Here is a 21347-nt window from a genome sequence, read left to right as displayed (position 1 = left end):
ACGTAAAATAGATAGATGGAGAATTTTGTTCGATAATTATTGGAAGAACAATTTTTTTGGAAAAACGGCTAGAAAGTAGGTTGGTTTCGTGAAGTGGAGTATACCTGAACGATTGATTGAAGTAGGAAGAAATTTGGTGGATGAAAAACGAGTTCTTTCTGTAAATGCTTCAATCGAAGAAAAAATGTGGACAGCTGATGTGTTGGACGATGATCGTTACCATGTGGAATTAGACGGAACAACGCGAGAACAAGATTTTTGCGAATGCGATTATTGGAAAAATCATGGATACTGTAAACACACGGTTGCAGTTGAATTAGAATTGAAAGATCGTCAAATCAGCAGAATTATGACACTTGAAAATGCTGAAAAGGTTGCGAAAAATTCTCTCAACCCTGGAAAAGAGCTGACAGTATTATTTTCAAGACAATTTTTAGACGATACAACCAGTTTGTATGCTGCGGAGAAAAAAGAAAGTCAACCTTTTAAGCTGGAATTTAGAATAGAGCATAAACCAGAAAGCACGGCATTAGTGCGCCATTCTGGAGAAGTATTAGTGGTCAGTTTGCGAGCTGGTACAGATAAATTATATGTCATTAAAGATACACAAGCTTTTTTAACAGCTTTTATGAACAAAGACAAATTTGAATATAAAGCTAATCAATGGGTGGATTTCAAAACGGTTGAATTGGAAGCTGCTGATGAAAAAGTAATGAATGAATTGTACGCAGAAATGGAGTCTCAATTTTTTGTTCGAGGAAATTATACAGAGGCTAAATCAATTTTTAATAATAAGCGTTATTTTGTATTAACACCTTCTTTTACAAGAAGATTTATAGAACAATACCAAGAAACGACTAATATGCAATTTGATATCAAGGGAGCACATTACTCTCGGATCACTTTTGTCGAAGGACAGATTCCCTATCAATTTGAATTGAATGATCATGAAGGCAATATCTCTTTAAGTATTGATGACAATACAGATGTTTACTTGAAAGATTACCATTGGTACATTGTTCAAGATACGATTTACGATCCGACTCGTGAACAAGTAAAAGCCATCCAACCTTTGCAGTCTTTCTTACAAAGGCATGAAGGAGACGGTATTGAGATCCAGCAAGAAGACATGCCGGACTTTACAGCTTATGTTTTGCCAATGCTTTCTAAGTTAGCACCGGTGCACATGTCTGAAGAAGTGGAAAACACCTTTATTCATGAACCTTTGAAGACGTGTATTTACTTCACCTATGAAAATGAGGAACTGCATGCAGTAGTAGAATTTAACTACCGCCATATGGTGCTGTCTACTGATCCGAACGAAAACCAATTGCCTGAAGAAAAAGTTCAAGTCATTCGAGACAGTAAAAAAGAAATTCAAACCTTAAATTTATTGAATGAATTAGGCTATAAACGTCAAGAAAAAGACTACACTAAACGCTTAGTACAAGATGAAAAATTCTATGAATTCTTTACTAAGGAGATTCCTTTGCTGGAAGAATCAGCAGAAGTTTACATCAACGATAGTTTAGACAGCATCTTCTTGGATCAAATAGATCCGGATACAAACGTAGACATCCAACAAGAGGGCGGTTTATTAGATATCCGATTTGACATTAAAGGCATCAGTAAAGATGAAGTCAATCAAGTATTGCAAAGTTTAATGGACAGAAAAAGTTTCCATAAATTGGAAAATGGGAAATTGCTGTCATTGGAATCAGACGAACTTCAACATATCAGCCGGGTTCTAAATGAACTGCGGAGTTCTAAAGATTTCCAAAACGGAGGGGTGACTATCCCAAGTTACCGAGGATTGGAACTATCTCATCTTCTAGAAAAAGAAGACGATGTTCAACCCGTCTTGTCGAAAAAATTCCAGCAAATGGTCCAAGATCTAAATCAGCCTCAGTCTATTGAGGCCGAACTCCCCGAACAGTTAAATGGAGAATTAAGATCATACCAAACAACTGGATTTAAATGGCTCAAGATGTTGTCGAAATATGGTTTCGGCGGGATTTTAGCAGATGACATGGGGCTAGGGAAAACGCTCCAAGTCATTACCTACATCCAGTCTGAAATTGAGCAGGGCGAAAAGAATCCGTTTCTGATTATTGCTCCTGCATCTTTAACGTACAACTGGTTCCACGAATTGAAAAAATTTGCTCCAAGTATTAGAGCGGCTGTTGTCACAGGAAGCATTGAAGAACGAGAACATCAAATTCAAGACGTTGAAAACAATGATGTCCTCATTACTTCTTACCAAAGTTTCCGTCAAGATGTTGAGCTGTACAAAAAACAATCCTTTAGTACATTAGTGATGGATGAATCTCAAATGGTGAAAAACTACCATACCAAGACTTCTCAAGCTTTAAGAAGTCTTTCGGTACCTAGAAAATTCGCCTTAAGCGGGACGCCGATTGAGAACAAGATCGAAGAATTATGGGCGATCTTTCAATTGATTATGCCAGGATTTTTCCCATCTATTAAAAAATTCAAGGGAATGTCCAATGAAAAAATCGCTAAAATGATCCAGCCTTTTGTACTAAGAAGGGTCAAAAAAGATGTATTGAAAGAATTGCCGGAAAAAATCGAGACCAACATGTTCAGTACGCTGACTAAAGAGCAGAAAACAGTTTACTTAGCGTACTTGCAACAAATTCAACAAACGGTGCAGGGGATGAGCGGAGATGATTTCAAAAAGAATCGTATCGCTATTTTGGCTTCACTCACTCGCTTGCGCCAAATTTGCTGTGATCCACGATTATTCATAGATGATTATGAAGGGGAATCTGGTAAACTGCTGCAATTAAAAGAGATTGTTTCAAACGCGTTGGAGAATAATAAACGTATTCTGATTTTCTCTCAATTTACTTCGATGTTGGATATCATTGAAGCTGAATTGGCTAAAGAAAACATTTCCAGCTTCTATTTGAGCGGAAAAACAAAACCTGTTGAACGGATCAATATGGTCAATCAGTTCAACGACGGTGAAAAATCGATCTTTTTGATTTCGTTGAAAGCTGGAGGAACCGGTTTGAATTTAACTGGCGCCGACACAGTCATCTTATATGATCTCTGGTGGAACCCAGCTGTAGAAGAACAGGCTGCCGGCAGAGCTCACCGGATTGGCCAAAAGAACGTCGTAGAAGTATGGCGCTTGATTGCGGAAGGAACAATCGAAGAAAAGATCAATGCTTTGCAACAAGAAAAGAAATCCTTGTTTGATCAAGTCATTACAGAAGATCACGGGGACAGACGTTCAGCAAATCAATTGACTGAACAAGATATACGAGAAATCCTCAGCGTTGGAATGGAGTCTCTGTAAACATAAAATTCAACAACACATTACATTCGATGTGTTGTTGAATTTTTTCTTGCATTATACAGAGATTGATCGTATAATATAAGACGGTGCTAAAAGCATCAACTATATCACACCTCAAAGGATGTATCGGAAGGTGCTTAAGTTTACTTAAGTTTCCCTGCAGTTGATTTTGAGGGAGGGATAAATACAAAAACCAAATGGAGGAACACAATCATGGCAGTAATTTCTATGAAACAATTGCTAGAAGCAGGAGTTCATTTTGGACACCAAACACGTCGTTGGAACCCAAAAATGAAAAAATACATCTTTACAGAAAGAAACGGTATCTACATCATTGACTTGCAAAAAACAGTTAAATTAGCAGATACAGCTTACAAATATGTAAGAGATGTAGCAGAAAATGGCGGGATCGCTCTTTTCGTTGGAACTAAAAAACAAGCACAAGAATCTATTAAAGAAGAAGCTCAACGTTCTGGTCAATTTTTCGTTAACCACCGTTGGTTAGGCGGAACTTTAACTAACTGGGATACTATCCAAAAACGTATCAAACGTTTGAAAGATATTGATAAAATGGAAGCAGACGGAACTTTTGAATTACTTCCTAAAAAAGAAGTGGGTATCTTAATCAAAGAACGTGACCGATTAGAAAAATTCTTAGGCGGAATCAAAGATATGCCTAGAATTCCAGACGTTATGTTCGTAGTTGACCCTCGTAAAGAACGTATCGCAATTCAAGAAGCTCACAAATTGAACATTCCTATCGTAGCTATGGTTGATACTAACTGTGATCCAGATGAAATCGATGTAATCATTCCATCTAACGATGATGCTATTCGTGCAGTTAAATTAATCACTTCAAAAATGGCTGACGCTATGATCGAAGGAAACCAAGGCGAAGACGAAGTTGTTGAAGAAACTTTCACAGCTGAAGCTCCAGAATCAACTGAAACTGCTTCTATCGAAGAAATCGTAGAAGTTGTTGAAGGCGACAACGCTGAATAATCAATAAACCTTATAAAAGCTGTCTCGATAAAAGTGAGAAGTGAATAGCGACTTTTTACAAAGCGGCGTCATTTCCTTTTTTTGAGACAGTTTTTTTTACAATACACCTCAAAAAAATTAAAATAGAGACAAACAGCATTTAGGAGGACGAATAAAATGGCAAAAGTAACAGCTGCTTTAGTTAAAGAATTACGTGATATGACGGGTGTTGGAATGATGGATGCTAAAAAAGCATTGGTAGCCGTTGATGGAGACATGGACGCTGCAGTAGATCACCTAAGAGAAAACGGTATGGCAAAAGCTGCTAAAAAAGCAGACCGTGTTGCTGCTGAAGGGTTAACTGGTGTTTACACTGATGGCAATATTGCTGCCTTAACAGAAATCAATTCAGAAACTGACTTTGTTTCTAAAAACGAAAAATTCCAAAACTTAGTACGTGATATTACAGAAGTCATCGCTAACGGAAATCCAACATCATTAGAAGATGCAAACAAATTAACTGCCGGTGAAGGTACAATTGAATCAGAAATTATTTCTGCTACAACGACTATCGGTGAAAAAATCAGCTTGCGTCGTTTTGTACGATTTGAAAAAGCGGACAACGAAGTATTCGGTTCATACTTGCACATGGGCGGACGTATCGGTGTATTAGTACAATTAGAAGGTACGGATAAAGAAGAAGTAGCGCGTGACATTGCTATGCACATCGCAGCTATCAACCCACTATACACGACTCGTGAAGAAGTACCAGCTGAAAAAATCGATCATGAAACAAAAGTGTTGACTGAACAAGCTTTAAATGAAGGCAAACCAGCTAACATTGTTGAAAAAATGATCAAAGGCCGTTTAAGCAAATGGTTGTCAGAAATCAGTTTAGTAGACCAACCATTCGTTAAAGACCCAGATCAAACTGTTGGGGACTACTTGAAAGCTAATGGCGCTTCTGTAAAAGGATTTGCTCGCTTTGAAGTTGGAGAAGGAATCGAAAAACGTCAAGAAAACTTTGCAGACGAAGTAATGAGTCAAGTTAAAAAATAAAACATTTTTATAGAGAGGAGTACTATTATCCTCTCTATTTTTGTATGGTTTTGTCTGTACAATAGCCAAGAACTAAAAAAAAGCTGCTTAAAAGTGAGAACCATATACGGTATGTGGTATAATCAGGATGAAGTTTTGCATAGAGTATGCTAAAATATGAGAGTAAATAGCCAATGGAGGTAATGAATGTGAAGAAGGAACCAAAGTATAAGAGAATTGTACTTAAACTGAGCGGTGAAGCATTGGCTGGAGATTCTGGGTTTGGAATAAAACCGCCAACTATCCAAGAAATTTGTAAAGAAATCCAAGAAGTTCACGATTTAGGCATTGAAATTGCTATCGTGGTCGGTGGCGGAAATATCTGGCGTGGAAAAATCGGGGAAGAAATGGGCATGGAACGCGCACAAGCAGACTATATGGGTATGCTTGCAACGGTGATGAATGCTTTAGCTTTACAAGATTGCTTGGAAAATGAAGGAGTCCCAACCAGAGTTCAAACTTCAATTGAAATGCGTCAAATCGCGGAACCTTATATCCGCAGAAAAGCCATGCGTCATCTAGAAAAAGGCCGAGTGGTCATTTTCGCTGGTGGTACAGGAAATCCATATTTTTCAACGGATACTACTTCAGCATTACGTGCTGCGGAAATTGAAGCAGATGTTATTTTGATGGCTAAAAATAATGTTGATGGTGTGTATTCAGCTGATCCAAAATTGGATAAAGAAGCCGTTAAATTTGATGAGTTGACTCACTTAGATATTATCAATAAAGGATTACAAGTTATGGATACAACAGCCAGCTCACTAAGTATGGATAACGATATTCCTTTAGTGGTGTTTAATTTGAACGAAACAGGAAATATTAAACGAGTAGTTCTAGGAGAAGTGATTGGAACTACTGTTAGGGGGAAAGTACAATGAGTGAACAATTATTGAAAGAGACAAGAGAAAGAATGACGAAAACTGAGCAATCGTTGCAACGTGAATTGGGTGCGATCCGTGCTGGACGCGCTAATCCAAGTTTATTGGACCGTATTCAAGTTGAATACTACGGCATACCAACACCGTTGAACCAATTAGCTCAAATCAATGTTCCAGAGCCTCGCGTTTTAATGATTACACCGTTTGACAAGTCTTCTATCAAAGATGTTGAACGTGCCATCATGCAGAGCGATATCGGCATCAGCCCATCAACCGATGGAAACGTGATTCGTCTGGTAGTGCCTCAATTAACTACTGAACGTCGTAAGGAATTAGCTAAACAAGTAGGTAAAGAAGCTGAAAATGCTAAAATTTCTGTACGCAACATCCGCCGTGATGCTATGGACGATTTGAAAAAAGCTGAAAAAAATGGTGACATCACTCTTGATGATCAACACTATTTTGAAGGCGAAGTTCAAAAGATAACAGACAACAGTGTAATCGAGTTAGATAAAATAGCAGCTGAAAAAGAAAAAGAACTCATCGAAGGGTAATTCTTCTTTTAAAACCAATGCAAAAAGCAGCATGCCTCTTTCACCAAACCGGTATAGAGAAATGCTGCTTTTGTTTAGTTAAAATCTAAAAAGCTTGCTTTTTTAGGTTCTTTCTTAGTGTCATCGCCTAAAATCAATGAAGTTACTTTTGCTGCAACGGCTGAAAGGATCAATCCTACAATAAATTGCACAATTTTTCTCTTCATAAAATAGCCCCCTTAGTTTTTAAAACTATTTATTGCTACATACAGTATAACACTCGAACAAAATAGAATCGAAACATATACTCAGAGCCTGAAGTGAGGCGTTTAGCTCACGCGGCTACGAAAGAGCATGAAGTAAATCATTTACAACAGAAGATAAGGCGGCCAGACGTTTAGACTATAGACATGGTAGCTGCCTTATATAACGCGTGTACAGGCTACGACTCTTTTTTTAGAAAAAACGTTCAAAATAGCCAAAATACACCTTCTTTCTTTTGGCAAAATGTTATTTTTTCTTTAAACTCATAGGATTTTAAACAATGATTTGCTACAATAGGAAGAGGAAAGTTTGTTAGTGAAGGGCGGTCAAATCGCAATGAGTAATCAAGAAAAAGAAAGTTATACAGAAGAGGGAATCTTCTCACAAGAAGGCAGCATACCTAACCATGTTGCTGTTATTATGGATGGAAATGGACGTTGGGCTAAAAGTAGAGGGTTAAAACGTTCTTTAGGACACAAAGCAGGTATGGATCAAGTGAAGACAATCGCAAAGCATGCCAATAAACGAGGTGTCAAAGCATTAACGGTTTACGCGTTTTCTACTGAAAATTGGAAGCGGCCGTTGGATGAAGTGAATTATTTAATGCAGCTGCCGGTTGAATTTTTTGATACTTTTATGCCAGAAATCATGGAAGCGAATATTAAAGTGACTATGATCGGTATCCCGGATAAGTTGCCTCGAAAAACGAAAAAAGTAATGGAAAATGCTATACAAGAAACAGCAGGAAATACTGGGATGATATTAAATTTTGCTGTAAATTATGGTGGCAGAAGTGAAATTTTAGCTGCTTCAAAAGAGTTAGCCAAAGATATTGCAGCAGGAAAGAAAAACCTTCATAAAGTAACTGAAGAAGATTTCGAACAGTATTTAATGAGTTCTGTACTGGGGGAATATCAAGAAGTAGATTATATGATACGCACCAGCGGAGAAGAAAGAATCAGTAATTTTATGCTCTGGCAAAATGCATACAGCGAATTTTATTTTTCATCGCTTGCTTGGCCAGATTTTAATGAAAAAGCTTTTGATGAAGCTTTGGCCGTATACCAAAAAAGACAACGTCGATTTGGTGGAGTTTAAGAAACTCTTAGTGAAGTTTAGGAGGAAATATTGTGAAACAAAGAATTATCACTGCTTTAGTGATGGCGGCCATTTTTATACCCGTAGTGTATGTCGGTGGATGGTTGTTAGGAATTACAATTGCACTTTTAGCGATTATTGGATTATTTGAGTTATTTAGAATGAAGGGCAACTCTATTTTTTCTGTAGAAGGATTGATTTCTACAATTGCCTTAATGGGGTTTATTTTTGCACAAGAGTTAGTAGGGATACTGCCACAAGGATTTAGTTCAGAAACGTTTATCCATCTAGCCACTGTGATCTTATTGGTTTGTACTGTTTTCTCAAAAAATGATTTTTCTTTTGACGATGCGGCAGTGTCTATTTTAGGGATACTTTATATCGGAATTGGTTTTAGATCTTTACTGGAAACGCGGGATAGCGGACTAGGGTTACTGATTTTAGTGTTGGTGACCATTTGGGCAACCGATATTTTTGCTTATTTGATTGGTCGGAAAATCGGCAAAAATAAACTGGCTCCAAATATCAGTCCCAACAAAACGATCGAAGGGTCTGTAGGCGGAACAGTAACAGCTGTTTTAGTAGCAGCTGTTTATCTTTATTTTGTACCTTTAAGCATGCCGTTTTTTTGGTCTCTGATTTTGATGCTGTTGTTGTCTATGGCAGGCCAATTAGGAGATTTAGTAGAATCAGCCTTTAAACGGTATTACGGTATCAAGGATTCTGGCAATATCTTCCCAGGACATGGTGGTGTATTGGACCGTTTTGACAGTATGTTGTTTGTATTTCCTATCTTAAGCATAGTCGGTTTGATTTAAGCACTACTTTAGAAATATATGAAGACGTATAGTAGAGGAGCGAACGAATGGTAACGACAATTATTACATTTATCATTGTATTCAGTATATTAGTTGTTTTTCACGAGTACGGCCATTATTATTTTGCTAAAAAGTCAGGTATTCTTGTAAGAGAATTTGCCATTGGGTTTGGTCCGAAAATTTTTTCTTACCGTAAAAATGAAACCACTTATACTGTACGGATATTACCAGTCGGCGGATACGTTCGAATGGCTGGTTATGAAGAAGATGTCGAAATCAAACCTGGGACGCCAGTTGGTTTGGTATTAGACGAAAACGGCGAAGTTACTACGATCAATACGTCTAAAAAGAAACAGTTGGTCAATGCTACTCCGATTGAAGTTGTCAGCATTGATTTAGAAAAAGAGTTGTTTGTAGAAGGTTATGTGAATGGTGAATCAGATGAGACCGTACGCTACTCGGTCAAAAGAGACGCTTTAATGATTGAGGAAGATGGGACGGAAGTTCAAATAGCTCCGCTGGATGTTCAATTCCAGTCTGCAAGTTTACCGCAACGAATGATGACAAATTTTGCAGGACCGATGAACAATATTATATTAGCCATTGTGGCATTTATTCTGTTAGCATTTATACAAGGCGGAGTTTACACTACAGAAAGCCAAATTGGAAATGTCTTACCGGATAGTGTTGCAGAAGAATCTGGTCTAGCTTCTGGAGATTTGATTCAAGAAATTAATGGCGAATCCATTGGTTCTTGGGTAAATATGCAACAAGTGATTCAACAAAGTCCAGAAGAAGAATTGGTCGTTACAGTTCAACATGAAGATGGTTCTAGTGAAGAATTGTCTATTGTTCCGGAAGCTAGTGAATCAGCAGATGGAACTGCAATCGGATTGATCGGTGTGGAACCGTACCAGGATACTTCTGTTTTAGGGAAAATCAGTTCAGGATTTACCCAAACTTGGTCAGTAGCCAGTCAAATCTTTGCAGTATTTGGCTCCATGTTTACTTCTGGATTTTCAGTAGATATGTTTGGAGGGCCTGTAGCGATTTATGCAACGACTGAAGCTGTAGTTTCAACTGGGTTTATAGGTATTTTAAATTGGTTGGCCTTTTTGAGTGTCAATTTAGGGATCATTAACTTGATGCCTATCCCAGCTTTAGATGGCGGGAAACTACTATTGAACATTGTGGAAGGTGTTCGCGGGAAACCGTTAAGCGAAGAAAAAGAAGGTATAATCACATTAATTGGTGTTGGATTGTTATTGCTGCTGATGTTAGCTGTAACGTGGAATGACATCCAACGGTATTTCCTGTAAACTAAACAGAGAGCTCTTCAACGTTTGAGCGTTTAGAGGGTAAAAATCAGATGAAAAATGATAGAAAACAGATTACATCATTTATTGATGTTGCTTGCATTCTATCATTTTTCTATTGTCGACTATCTTGCAGGCATGATATAGAGGAAGGGATGGACTAATGAGTTTAGATCAAGAAAATTTGTTTCACCAATTGTTAGAACAAATTGGGTTGCACCACAAAGTCGAGTACCGTCCATATTTTGCAAATGGCAGAATTCAAAAAGTTACGGTTCATAAAGCATCAAAAATATGGCAGTTTGATTTTCAATTCGAAGATATTTTGCCGTTTGAGGTTTATCAAAATTTACTAGAGTCAATGCAACTGGCGTTTACTTCCATTGCAGCAATTGAGGTAACGATTCAAACAACAAAACCTAAGTTGACCATAGAAAAATTGGAAAACTACTGGTCTACTGCTGTGAAGAAAAGTAAAGTTTCTTCGCCCATTTGTGATCAGCCCTTTAGAGATCAGTTTCCAATTATTCAGGAACGTAAAGTGCACTTTTTAGTTGAAAACGACATTGTCAAAGGGCATTTGAAAAATATGTACTTACCTCCAGTAGAAGAAGCTTATCAACAAATGGGTTTTCCGAATTTTAAAATTGAACCTATGGTTGACCAAGAAGCTTATGAACAAAAAATACATGAATTTAAAGCTAAAAAAGAAGAAGCTGATGATTTATTAGCTCAACGAGCTGCTGAAAACATTCAAAAAGCTGAGAAAGAAAGACAAGCAAACAAAGAGCTGCAGCCTATAACAGGTCCCATCGTATTAGGAAGAAAAATTGCTGACTCTGAAGAAGTGAAGCAAATGAGTGAGATTCTTGAAGAAGAAAGACGCGTGACTATTGAAGGGTATGTATTTGATACAGAGATTCGTGAATTGCGTTCCGGCAGACAATTATTGACCATTAAAATGACAGACTATACTTCATCATTTTCCATCAAGAAATTTTCAAATACACCTGAAGATGAAGCGGCTTTTGCAGCCATCAAAAAAGGAATGTGGTTCAAAGCTCGCGGTGGTATTCAAGAAGATACGTACATGAGAGATTTGGTCATGAATGCCCAAGATTTAGCCCAAGTTAGCCATGAAAGTCGTAAAGACAAGGCTCCTGAAGGCGATAAGCGGGTAGAATTGCATGTGCACAGCAATATGAGTACGATGGACGCTACGAATAATATAGCTGATTATGTAGAACAAGCTGCAAAATGGGGACATAAGGCGATTGCACTGACAGACCATTCAGGAGCACAAGGTTTCCCGGATGCATATAATGCTGGTCAGAAACATGGTGTGAAGATCTTATATGGAATTGAAGCCAATGTGGTAGATGATGGCGTGGATATTGCCTACAATCCTGCTGATGCAAACTTAGCTGAAGCGACTTACGTGGTATTTGACGTAGAGACCACTGGACTATCTGCTGTGTACGATAAAATTATTGAATTATCTGCCGTTAAAATGTACAAAGGAAACATTACGGAGACTTTTGAACAATTCATTGATCCGGGTCATCGGTTATCTCAAACAACAATCAATTTAACTGGAATCACGGATGACATGGTTCGAGGATCAAAAACGGAAGAAGAAGTGTTGAAATTATTCAGTGATTTTGCGGAAGGGTCCGTTCTGGTAGCACACAATGCTAGTTTTGATATGGGTTTCTTGAATACAGGATACACTCGTCATCACCTCCCAGAGGCTGCAAATCCGGTTATTGATACCTTGGAATTGTCGCGCTTTTTACACCCGCAATTTAAAAGCCATCGATTGAATACTTTGGCTAAAAAGTATGGTGTGGCTTTAGAACAGCATCACCGAGCTATTTATGATTCTGAAACAACCGCTCATTTATGCTGGATGTTCTTAAAAGAAGCCGAAGAAGAACATCAGATCGTCAATCATAATCAATTGAATAGTAAAATTGGTGAAGGAGATGCTTATAAAAGAGCACGTCCATTCCACGCTACGATACTTGCGACGACCCAAGAAGGTCTTAAGAATCTGTTTAAACTGGTTACCTTATCTAACGTACAATACTTTTTCCGTACGCCAAGAATTCCGCGTTCAGAATTGACAAAATATCGAGAAGGATTGATTATCGGTTCTGCTTGCAGCAATGGAGAAGTTTTCGAAGCGATGATGCAAAAAGGATACGATGAAGCTAAAAAGAAAGCCCGTTTTTATGATTACATCGAAATTATGCCTAAAGAAGTCTATGCTCCATTGATTGAACGAGAATTAGTGCGCAATGAAAAAGATTTAGAAGAAATTATCCGGAATTTACTCCAAATAGGAGAAGAGCTGAACAAGCCGGTCACTGCTACAGGAAATGCTCACTATTTAAATCCCGAAGATGCTGTATACCGTAAAATCTTGGTCCATTCTTTAGGAGGAGCATCGGAATTAAATAGAGCTGAATTGCCGCAAGTTCACTTTAGAACAACGACAGAAATGTTGGATGCTTTTGCGTTTATCGGTAAAGAGAAAGCACATGAAATAGTCGTGACCAATACTAATAAAATTGCCGATCTAGTGGACGGTGATATCACTCCTGTAAAAACGGACTTATACACACCAAAAATACCAGGTTCAGAAGAAGAGATTCGAAAACTGAGTTATGATGAAGCGCACCGTTTATATGGTGATCCGCTGCCTGAAATAATCGAGAAACGATTAGAAAAAGAATTGACAAGTATTATTGGAAATGGTTTCTCAGTGATCTACTTGATCTCCCAAAAATTGGTCCACAAAAGTGTCTCTGAAGGTTATCTAGTGGGATCTCGGGGTTCAGTAGGATCCAGTTTTGTAGCTACGATGACGGGAATCACAGAAGTAAATCCGATGCCTCCACATTACCGTTGTCCAGATTGCAAGTATTCTGAGTTCTTCGAAGATGGTTCAGTAGGATCCGGGTTTGATTTACCTGAAAAAATGTGCCCAAATTGCGGAGTTCGATTGCATAAAGACGGACATGACATTCCCTTTGAAACTTTTTTAGGGTTTAACGGAGACAAAGTTCCCGATATCGATTTGAACTTTTCAGGTGATTATCAAGCAAAAGCTCATGATTATACCAAAGTATTGTTTGGGGAAGAGTATGTTTTCCGTGCTGGAACAATCAGTACGGTGGCCGATCGTACCGCGTATGGTTATGTAAAAGGGTATGAAAGAGACACCAACCAGAACCTTCGTGCGGCTGAGATCGATCGTTTAGCAAAAGGCTCTTCCGGGGTCAAGAAAACAACTGGTCAGCACCCAGGGGGGATCATCGTTATTCCGGATTATATGGATGTGTATGATTTTACTCCAGTGCAGTTCCCAGCAGATGATCAAGATTCAGAATGGCGTACGACGCATTTTGATTTCCACTCGATTCATGATAATGTCTTGAAACTTGATATTCTGGGACATGATGATCCGACAGTGATTCGTATGCTGCAAGATCTGTCTGGAATAGATCCAAAAACCATTCCAACTGATGATCCAGAAGTGATGAAAATATTCCAAGGAACAGATGTTTTAGGGGTTTTACCAGATCAAATTCTTTCTAAGACCGGAACGCTTGGCATTCCAGAATTTGGAACTCGATTTGTTCGGGGGATGTTGGAAGAGACAAGACCTAATACATTTGCTGAATTGCTGCAGATCTCTGGTCTTTCTCATGGGACAGACGTTTGGTTGGGAAATGCGGAAGAATTGATTCGAAACCACAATATTCCCTTATCTGAAGTTATTGGATGTCGTGATGATATTATGGTTTACCTCATTCATAATGGATTGGAAGCAGGTTTATCGTTCCAAATTATGGAGCACGTGCGTAAAGGAAAAGGAATCCCAGATGATTGGCAACAAACGATGCGTGATGAAGGGATTGCGGAATGGTACATTGAGTCTTGTTTGAAGATCAAGTATATGTTTCCTAAAGCCCATGCTGCAGCTTATGTACTGATGGCTTTACGGGTAGCATATTACAAAGTTCATTTTCCGATCTTGTATTATGCAGCTTATTTCTCTGTGAGAGCAAACGACTTTGATTTAGTCGCAATGTCACAGGGGAAAGAAGCCATCAAAATAAAAATTAAGGAAATCACCGATAAAGGTTTAGATGCTTCCGCTAAAGATAAAAGTTTACTAACTGTTTTAGAGTTGGCAAATGAAATGGTCGAACGTGGTTTTGATTTCAAAATGGTTGATTTAGACAAATCAGATGCCAAAGATTTTGTGATCGATGGAAATACACTGATTGCTCCCTTCAGAGCTGTACCCAGTTTAGGTGCGAACGTAGCGCAACAAATCGTTGTGGCACGAGAGGAAAAACCCTTTTTATCTAAGGAAGATTTATCGAAAAGAGGGAAAGTTTCAAAAACGGTCATTGAATACATGAATGAAAATGGTGTTTTAAAAGGATTGCCTGACGAAAATCAATTGTCTTTATTTGATATGATGTAATCAGTCAATTATTTAAACTCCTTGGAGCATGAAAGGTGCTGTTTGTTTGCGTCTTGCTTGATTTTGTGGTACTATTTCAAGTGTGTTTAGATATTCTGTTAGAGTGAGCGGCGACGCTCACTCTTTTTAAGCGATTATATACGTCTAATGATAGGAGGCGAAAAGTATTGAGTAATATTGTAACGACTGTTACGGAGCTTGTACAACCCATGATACAAGACTTAGAGTACGAATTGGTAGATATTGAATATATAAAAGAAGGTAAGAATTGGTTTTTGCGTGTATATATTGACCAGCCGCAAGGGGTTAGTTTAGAAGACTGCGCATTAGTTAGTGAAAAAGTCAGCGAACGTTTAGACCAAATCACGCCGGATCCTTTTCCGCATGCATATTTCCTAGAGGTTTCTTCTCCAGGAGCAGAAAGACCAATCAAAACGGAAAAAGATTTTCAAAATGCAGTAGGAAAATTTATCCATGTTTCACTATATGAACCGATCGACGGTGAAAAAGTGTATGAAGGAACTTTGAAAGAGTTGACAGAAGACAGCCTAACGTTGACTGTTCGGATTAAAACACGCACAAAAGAGATAGAATTGAATCGTTCAAAAATAGCAAAAGCTAGATTGGCAATACAGTTCTAAATAGACTACAATTGAATAGGAGAGAAAAAGATGAGCAAAGAATTACTAAATGCTCTTGATGACTTAGAAACTGAAAAAGGGATTTCCAAAGAATTAGTGATTGATGCTTTGGAAGCTGCATTAGTTTCTGCGTACAAAAGAAATTATGGACAAGCACAAAATGTTGAAGTTGAATTTAATCAAAAAAAGGGAAACATTAGTGTTTATGCTGTAAAAGATGTAGTGGACACAGTGTACGATTCTCGTTTAGAAGTGAGTCTTGAAGAATCAATCAAGATCAATCCTGCTTATGAGATCGGCGACAAAATTCGTTTTGAAGTAACCCCTAAAAATTTTGGACGTATCGCTGCACAAACTGCGAAGCAAGTCATCATGCAACGTATCCGTGAAGCAGAAAGAAGCATTATCTACAATGAATTTATTGCTTATGAAAATGATATTATGCAAGGAATCGTTGAACGCCAAGATAATCGTTACATTTATGTAAATCTTGGTAAAATCGAAGCGGTGTTATCAAAACAAGAGCAAATACCAAATGAAGTCTACAAACCTCATGACCGCATTAAAGTATATGTAACAAAGGTTGAAAACACTTCAAAAGGACCTCAAATTTTTGTTAGCCGCAGCCACCCAGATTTATTAAAACGTTTATTTGAACAAGAAGTTCCTGAAATTTATGATGGTGTTGTAGAGATCGTATCTATTGCTCGTGAAGCCGGAGATCGTGCGAAAGTAGCTGTTGTCTCAAGAGACGAACAAATTGATCCAGTGGGAACGTGTGTGGGTCCTAAAGGACAACGTGTTCAAGCGATTGTAAATGAACTAAAAGGCGAAAACATGGATATTGTTGAATGGAGCGAAAATCCAGCAACTTATATTGCAAATGCGTTAAATCCAGCAAAAGTTATCGATGTGATCTTTGATGAAGCAACAAACAGCTGTTTAGTAGTTGTGCCGGACTATCAATTGTCATTGGCAATTGGTAAACGTGGACAAAATGCTCGTTTAGCTGCTAAATTGACAGGATTTAAAATCGATATCAAGTCAGAATCTGATATGGAAGCTATGCAAGAGGCAGAAGAAGTTGGTTTAGTGACAACGGAAGACTTGATCGATGCTGCTGAAGATATGCCGGTAGAAGCTGTTGTAGAGGCAGAAGAAATCGTAGCACCTTTAACTGAAGATCCAGAAGTTATTGAAAGTTTGGAAAGCGATGATGTTGCTGAAGAAATGATCGATAACGACTTATTGGAAGACCAAGATAATCAAGAGCAAGACGTTACTGAAGATTAGTGAGGTGATTTCCATGACAAAAAGAAAAGTCCCCCTGCGAAAATGCGTCGTTTCAAATGAAATGAAGCCTAAAAAAGAAATGATTCGAATTGTTAGAAATAAAGAAGGCGAAATCGCAATCGATCCAAGCGGTAAATTACCAGGTCGTGGAGCATATGTCTCTATTGAACCTGAAATTGTCCAATCTGCTTGGGACAAGCATGTTTTAGAGCGTGTTTTTGGAGCTAAAATAGAAGATGACTTTTACCAGTCATTGCTGGATTATGTGACGCATCAGAAAGCACGGATGAGTTTATGACCAATGAACAAAAAGCATTGAATTTGCTGGGCTTAGCCACTCGAGCTGGTAAATTAGTTTCTGGAGAAGATCTGACGATCAAACAAGTTCGTTCAGAAAAAGCCAAAGTGGTGATCATTGCAAACGATGCAAGTGAGAACACACGCAAGAAAATTTCGGATAAATGCCAATACTATGAAATTCCTTACACTATTCAGTATTCCAAAGCTGAATTAAGTCAAGCTATAGGAAAGGAACGAACAATAGTCTGTTTGACAGATGCTGGCTTTGCGAAAAAAATCCGAGAATTATTATCAATTTAATGGAGGGTGATTGCATGGCTAAGAAACGTGTCTATGAGTACGCAAAAGAAAAAAATATTTCAAGCAAAGATGTTATTGATGCAGCTGGAAAACTAGGTATTGAGTATCATACGCATATGTCATCAATGGATGATGCGCAAGTTACAAAGCTGAATAATGCTTTTGCTTCAAATAAGAAAAATGAACAAGCAACCCAAATAAAAGAGAATAATGCTGGTTCACATACGAAGCAGCAGCAAAATAAGGGAGATCATACTATAGATAATCAACAAAACAAACCAAATAAGAACCAAAAGCAACAAACTAACGGAAATAAGGCATCAACCAGCAAAACTGCTTCTACTAAGAAAGTAGTTCCACGTACAGCTGCTGAAAAGCCTAAAAACGATAACCGCGGACCTAAGAAAGATTCAGCCGCAAAAAAAAGCTCTACTCCAAAGAAAGCAGCTGCTTCTAAACCAAGAACTACTGCAAGTGCAGGAACTCAAAGCGCAAGTCCTTCTATGGATAAGAAAAAGAGCACGAATAAACCATACCGTAACCGTGGAAGCATGGGAACACACGGTGGTTACAACAAACGGAAGAAAAAAGGCAGAAAAGGCGAAAGCCATCCAGTAGCACCACCAGTACCAAGAAAAGAAAGAGAGTTACCAGAAGTATTGGTGTATACAGATGGGATGAATGTGGCTGAAATTTCTAAGAAAATTTACCGCGAACCAGCTGAAATTATCAAAAAACTTTTCTTGCTAGGTGTCGTAGCTACTCAAAACCAAAGCTTAAGCAAAGAAGCCATTGAGTTATTAGCAGCAGAATACGGTATTGAAGCAGAAGAAAAAGTGGAAGTGGATATTTCTGATTTAGATGTTTACTTTGATCAAGAAGTCAATGAAGAACATTTACAAGAGCGCCCACCAGTTGTAACGATCATGGGTCACGTAGACCACGGTAAAACAACTTTATTGGATACTCTGAGAAATACGAGCGTAAGTGAAGGCGAAGCTGGCGGAATCACTCAGCACATCGGAGCTTATCAAATCACTAAGAATGGCAAAAAAATCACTTTCTTAGATACACCAGGACATGCGGCATTTACAACTATGCGTGCACGTGGTGCAGATGTTACCGATATCGTTATCATCGTTGTAGCAGCTGATGATGGAGTTATGCCACAAACAGTAGAAGCGATCAATCATGCTAAAGCAGCTGATGTTCCCATTATTGTTGCCGTGAACAAAGTTGATAAACCGACAGCTAACCCAGACCGCGTAATGCAAGAATTAACTGAGTATGGTTTGATTCCTGAAGCTTGGGGTGGAGACACCATCTTTGTCAGCATCTCTGCTAAGTTTGGTCAAAATATCGAAGAATTATTGGAAATGATTTTACTGGTTTCTGAAGTTCAAGAATTAAAAGCTGACCCTAAACGTTTAGCTATTGGCTCTGTTATTGAAGCTCGTTTAGATAAAGCCAAAGGTCCTATTGCTACACTATTGATCAAAGAAGGTACGTTAAAAGTAGGGGATCCTATTGTCGTAGGTTCAACTTATGGTCGTGTCCGCGTAATGGTCAACGAATTAGGTCGTCGTTTGAAAACTGCAGGTCCGTCAGCTCCAGTTGAAATCACTGGTTTAAACAATGCACCTTTAGCTGGGGACCAATTTGTAGTGTTCGAAGATGAAAAAACAGCTCGTTCTGTTGGAGAAACTCGTGAGAAACAACTTCAAGTAGAACAACGTGCAGTAACCAACCGTGTTACCATTGATAACTTGTTCTCTAGTCTACAAGAGGGCGAATTAAAAGAAGTTAACGTTATTATCAAAGCGGACGTACAAGGTTCAACTGAAGCTTTAGCAGCAAGTTTACAAAAAATCGAAGTAGAAGGTGTACGCGTTAAGATCATCCACACTGGCGTTGGGGCAATTAATGAAAGCGACATTACATTAGCTGCTGCAAGTAATGCCATTATCATTGGATTTAACGTTCGTCCCACTCCGCAAGCAAAAGTTCAAGCAGATCAAGAAAAAGTGGATATTCGTCTTCACCGTATTATCTACAACGCAATTGATGAAATTGAAACTGCAATGAAAGGTTTGCTAGATCCAGAATACGAAGAAAAAGTAACAGGACAAGCAGTCATTCGAGAAACGTTTGTTGTTTCTAAAGTTGGAACCATTGCGGGAGCATTTGTCACTGATGGACACATTTCACGCAACAGTGGTGTTCGTTTGGTTCGTGACAATATTGTTATTTACGAAGGCGAGTTGACCAGCTTGAAACGCTTCAAGGATGATGCAAAAGAAGTGAAAAAAGGTTTCGAATGTGGTTTAATGATTAAAGACTACAACGATATCAAAGTTGACGATATTGTTGAAGCATATGAAATGGTCCAAATTCAACCTAAATAAGAGAGTAATGCAGACTGCATAGACTTCCGTAGAGTTGTAGAGTTCACTTGTTTCTTTTCACAGGAGGGTTTTCCCAACAAAAAGATTCAATGACATTACAAAGAGTCTAGTCTGCTCCACCTTTTTAAGTAGAAAGTAGGGAGATACAATGGCGAACTATAGAGTAGGAAGAGTTGCTCAAGAAATTCAAAGAGAAGTCAACGACATTATACGTAAACGAATACGTGATCCCAGAGTTCAAGGAATCAACATTACGGATGTACGCGTAACAGGTGATTTACAACAAGCAACTGTTTTTTACAGTACTTTATCTGACAAAGAAAAAGACGTTCAAGACGCTCAAGCTGGTTTAGATAAAGCCACTGGTTTGATTCGTAAAGAATTGGGCCAACGCTTATCTATCTACAAAACACCAGAATTGATGTTTGAAAGAGATGAGTCAGTGGCTTATGGAAACCGCATCGATGAATTATTAAGAGATTTAAATAAAGACTAGCTGAAAGCAGGAAAAGAGAATCTAAGTTCTCTTTTCCTGCTTTTTTAGTTCTTCTTCATCTTTTAATTGGCTCTTCAACTTCTAACGTTGGCAAAGAAATTTCCTCCGGCCTATGGGTTTGCTTATGGAAAGCCATGGGACCGCCTTGGTGCCAAAAACCATGTCTCAAGGCTTACAAGCGTCAAACTAAGCGTAACGGCTAAAGCCTAACGCTTAGTAATTCCCATTGCATCCTTTTTCATGGCTATAAGCAGCCCCATACTCCTCCTGAAATTTCTAGAAATGCGTTTCTAAAAGGTTTAGCATTAAAAAGAAATGTATTTTCTACTTACCAACGTTAAATATTGTAGAACCTTTTAATGTTGGTAAAGAAATTTCCTCGTAACGTCAAATGTTGTAGAACCAACCATTCTCATTTCAGTCGCTCAACTTTTTTTGTTACACTAAAAAGGGTTAATAGAAAGGAGAAGTGATAAGCATGTTAACATGGTTATCGAATATTTTTACAAAGATTGAGGAATTTTTAAATCTCCCGAAATTATTGTTCAATGGATGGGGAGCAACAGGCAGAATAATATTGACGACGGTTATGATTTATTTTGTTTTGGTTATTTCGTTAAAGTTATTCGGCAGCAGAAGTGTATCCAGCTTTAGTGTATATGATATGATCGCCACATTTACGATTGGTTCTATTATTTCTTCTACAGTGCTTTTAGAGGAAATCAATTTGATCAACGGAGTTTCGGCTATTATCGTCTTGCTTTTTATGCAATATGGATTATCGAAAATCTTGGTTAAATGGAAAAAACTGTACCCAAAAACCAATCCTGTTCCGAAAATCGTCTTTCTCAAAGGGGAATATATAACAGAGAATATGCAAAAAGGGCGTGTTAATAAAGAAGAAATCTTATCTGCTATCCGAAGAGAAGCAGGAACTACTTCTGATCAAATCTATGCCGTTTTATTAGAGGCAAATGGAAATCTATCCGTTATTCAAAATGTGACTTCTGGATTTGAAGATGAGATCACGAAGTATTTATAGACTGTACAAAAAAGCTGAGAAAGAACTCTCTTTCTCAGCTTTTATTTTTGTCTTT

At 38.2% G+C, this 21347-nt stretch carries 17 protein-coding genes; 16 read left to right on the top strand and 1 reads right to left on the bottom strand.

Going from position 1 to position 21347, the window contains the following annotated elements; translation table 11 throughout:
- The first annotated feature begins 88 nt into the window (after positions 1–88).
- From ACEN4I_RS00190 to frr, 5 genes are all read left to right on the top strand, one after another.
- Complete coding sequence (locus tag ACEN4I_RS00190) at positions 89–3325, top strand: SNF2 helicase associated domain-containing protein (RefSeq protein WP_407101885.1); 3237 nt, start codon at positions 89–91, stop codon at positions 3323–3325.
- Between the two features lie 213 nt (positions 3326–3538).
- Positions 3539–4327 (top strand): 30S ribosomal protein S2, encoded by a 789-nt coding sequence (gene rpsB, locus ACEN4I_RS00185; protein WP_407097575.1) that lies wholly within the window; start codon positions 3539–3541, stop codon positions 4325–4327.
- Between the two features lie 156 nt (positions 4328–4483).
- Complete coding sequence (gene tsf, locus ACEN4I_RS00180) at positions 4484–5365, top strand: translation elongation factor Ts (RefSeq protein WP_407101887.1); 882 nt, start codon at positions 4484–4486, stop codon at positions 5363–5365.
- A 188-nt stretch (positions 5366–5553) separates the two neighbouring features.
- The gene (gene pyrH / locus ACEN4I_RS00175; protein ID WP_407097577.1) at positions 5554–6285 is read left to right on the top strand and encodes a UMP kinase; all 732 of its coding nucleotides are present in this window, start codon (positions 5554–5556) and stop codon (positions 6283–6285) included.
- On the top strand, positions 6282–6839 hold the full coding sequence (gene frr, locus ACEN4I_RS00170) for a ribosome recycling factor (protein WP_407097578.1): 558 nt from the start codon (positions 6282–6284) through the stop codon (positions 6837–6839). Before pyrH ends, frr begins: the two co-directional genes overlap by 4 nt.
- A gap of 74 nt (positions 6840–6913) precedes the next feature.
- Here frr and ACEN4I_RS00165 read toward each other — a convergent pair whose 3' ends face one another.
- Positions 6914–7045: a hypothetical protein gene (locus ACEN4I_RS00165; protein ID WP_407097579.1), complete on the bottom strand. Its 132-nt coding sequence runs from the start codon at positions 7043–7045 to the stop codon at positions 6914–6916.
- 373 nt (positions 7046–7418) lie between these two features.
- Between ACEN4I_RS00165 and ACEN4I_RS00160 the strand changes: the two genes are divergently transcribed.
- The 11 genes from ACEN4I_RS00160 (at position 7419) to ACEN4I_RS00110 (ending at position 21292) form a co-directional block, all read left to right on the top strand.
- Positions 7419–8180, top strand: a complete 762-nt coding sequence (locus tag ACEN4I_RS00160; protein WP_407097588.1) for an isoprenyl transferase — start codon at positions 7419–7421, stop codon at positions 8178–8180.
- Between the two features lie 32 nt (positions 8181–8212).
- The gene (locus ACEN4I_RS00155) at positions 8213–8998 is read left to right on the top strand and encodes a phosphatidate cytidylyltransferase (RefSeq protein ID WP_407097580.1); all 786 of its coding nucleotides are present in this window, start codon (positions 8213–8215) and stop codon (positions 8996–8998) included.
- Positions 8999–9045: 47 nt separating this feature from the next.
- The gene (rseP, locus tag ACEN4I_RS00150) at positions 9046–10317 is read left to right on the top strand and encodes an RIP metalloprotease RseP (protein ID WP_407101889.1); all 1272 of its coding nucleotides are present in this window, start codon (positions 9046–9048) and stop codon (positions 10315–10317) included.
- Positions 10318–10477: 160 nt separating this feature from the next.
- On the top strand, positions 10478–14815 hold the full coding sequence (locus ACEN4I_RS00145) for a PolC-type DNA polymerase III (protein ID WP_407101891.1): 4338 nt from the start codon (positions 10478–10480) through the stop codon (positions 14813–14815).
- Between the two features lie 167 nt (positions 14816–14982).
- Positions 14983–15456 (top strand): ribosome maturation factor RimP, encoded by a 474-nt coding sequence (gene rimP, locus ACEN4I_RS00140; protein WP_407097583.1) that lies wholly within the window; start codon positions 14983–14985, stop codon positions 15454–15456.
- Positions 15457–15486: 30 nt separating this feature from the next.
- The gene (nusA, locus tag ACEN4I_RS00135; RefSeq protein WP_407101893.1) at positions 15487–16749 is read left to right on the top strand and encodes a transcription termination factor NusA; all 1263 of its coding nucleotides are present in this window, start codon (positions 15487–15489) and stop codon (positions 16747–16749) included.
- A 13-nt stretch (positions 16750–16762) separates the two neighbouring features.
- On the top strand, positions 16763–17047 hold the full coding sequence (rnpM, locus tag ACEN4I_RS00130) for an RNase P modulator RnpM (protein ID WP_204210962.1): 285 nt from the start codon (positions 16763–16765) through the stop codon (positions 17045–17047).
- Complete coding sequence (locus ACEN4I_RS00125; RefSeq protein ID WP_407097585.1) at positions 17044–17349, top strand: YlxQ-related RNA-binding protein; 306 nt, start codon at positions 17044–17046, stop codon at positions 17347–17349. The genes rnpM and ACEN4I_RS00125 overlap by 4 nt, the downstream gene beginning before the upstream one ends.
- Positions 17350–17363: 14 nt before the next feature.
- The gene (infB, locus tag ACEN4I_RS00120; RefSeq protein ID WP_407101895.1) at positions 17364–19754 is read left to right on the top strand and encodes a translation initiation factor IF-2; all 2391 of its coding nucleotides are present in this window, start codon (positions 17364–17366) and stop codon (positions 19752–19754) included.
- Positions 19755–19902: 148 nt separating this feature from the next.
- Positions 19903–20250 (top strand): 30S ribosome-binding factor RbfA, encoded by a 348-nt coding sequence (rbfA, locus tag ACEN4I_RS00115; protein ID WP_407097587.1) that lies wholly within the window; start codon positions 19903–19905, stop codon positions 20248–20250.
- A gap of 478 nt (positions 20251–20728) precedes the next feature.
- A complete protein-coding gene (locus tag ACEN4I_RS00110; protein WP_407101897.1) occupies positions 20729–21292 on the top strand; it encodes a DUF421 domain-containing protein in 564 nt (187 codons plus the stop codon).
- Positions 21293–21347 lie beyond the last annotated feature (55 nt).

The sequence above is a fragment of the Desemzia sp. FAM 23990 genome, assembly GCF_045528485.1.
In the GTDB taxonomy this organism is placed as follows: Bacteria; Bacillota; Bacilli; order Lactobacillales; family Carnobacteriaceae; genus Desemzia.
The sequence above is the reverse complement of the archived record's forward strand: the minus strand, read 5'-3'. Positions and strand labels throughout refer to the sequence as shown.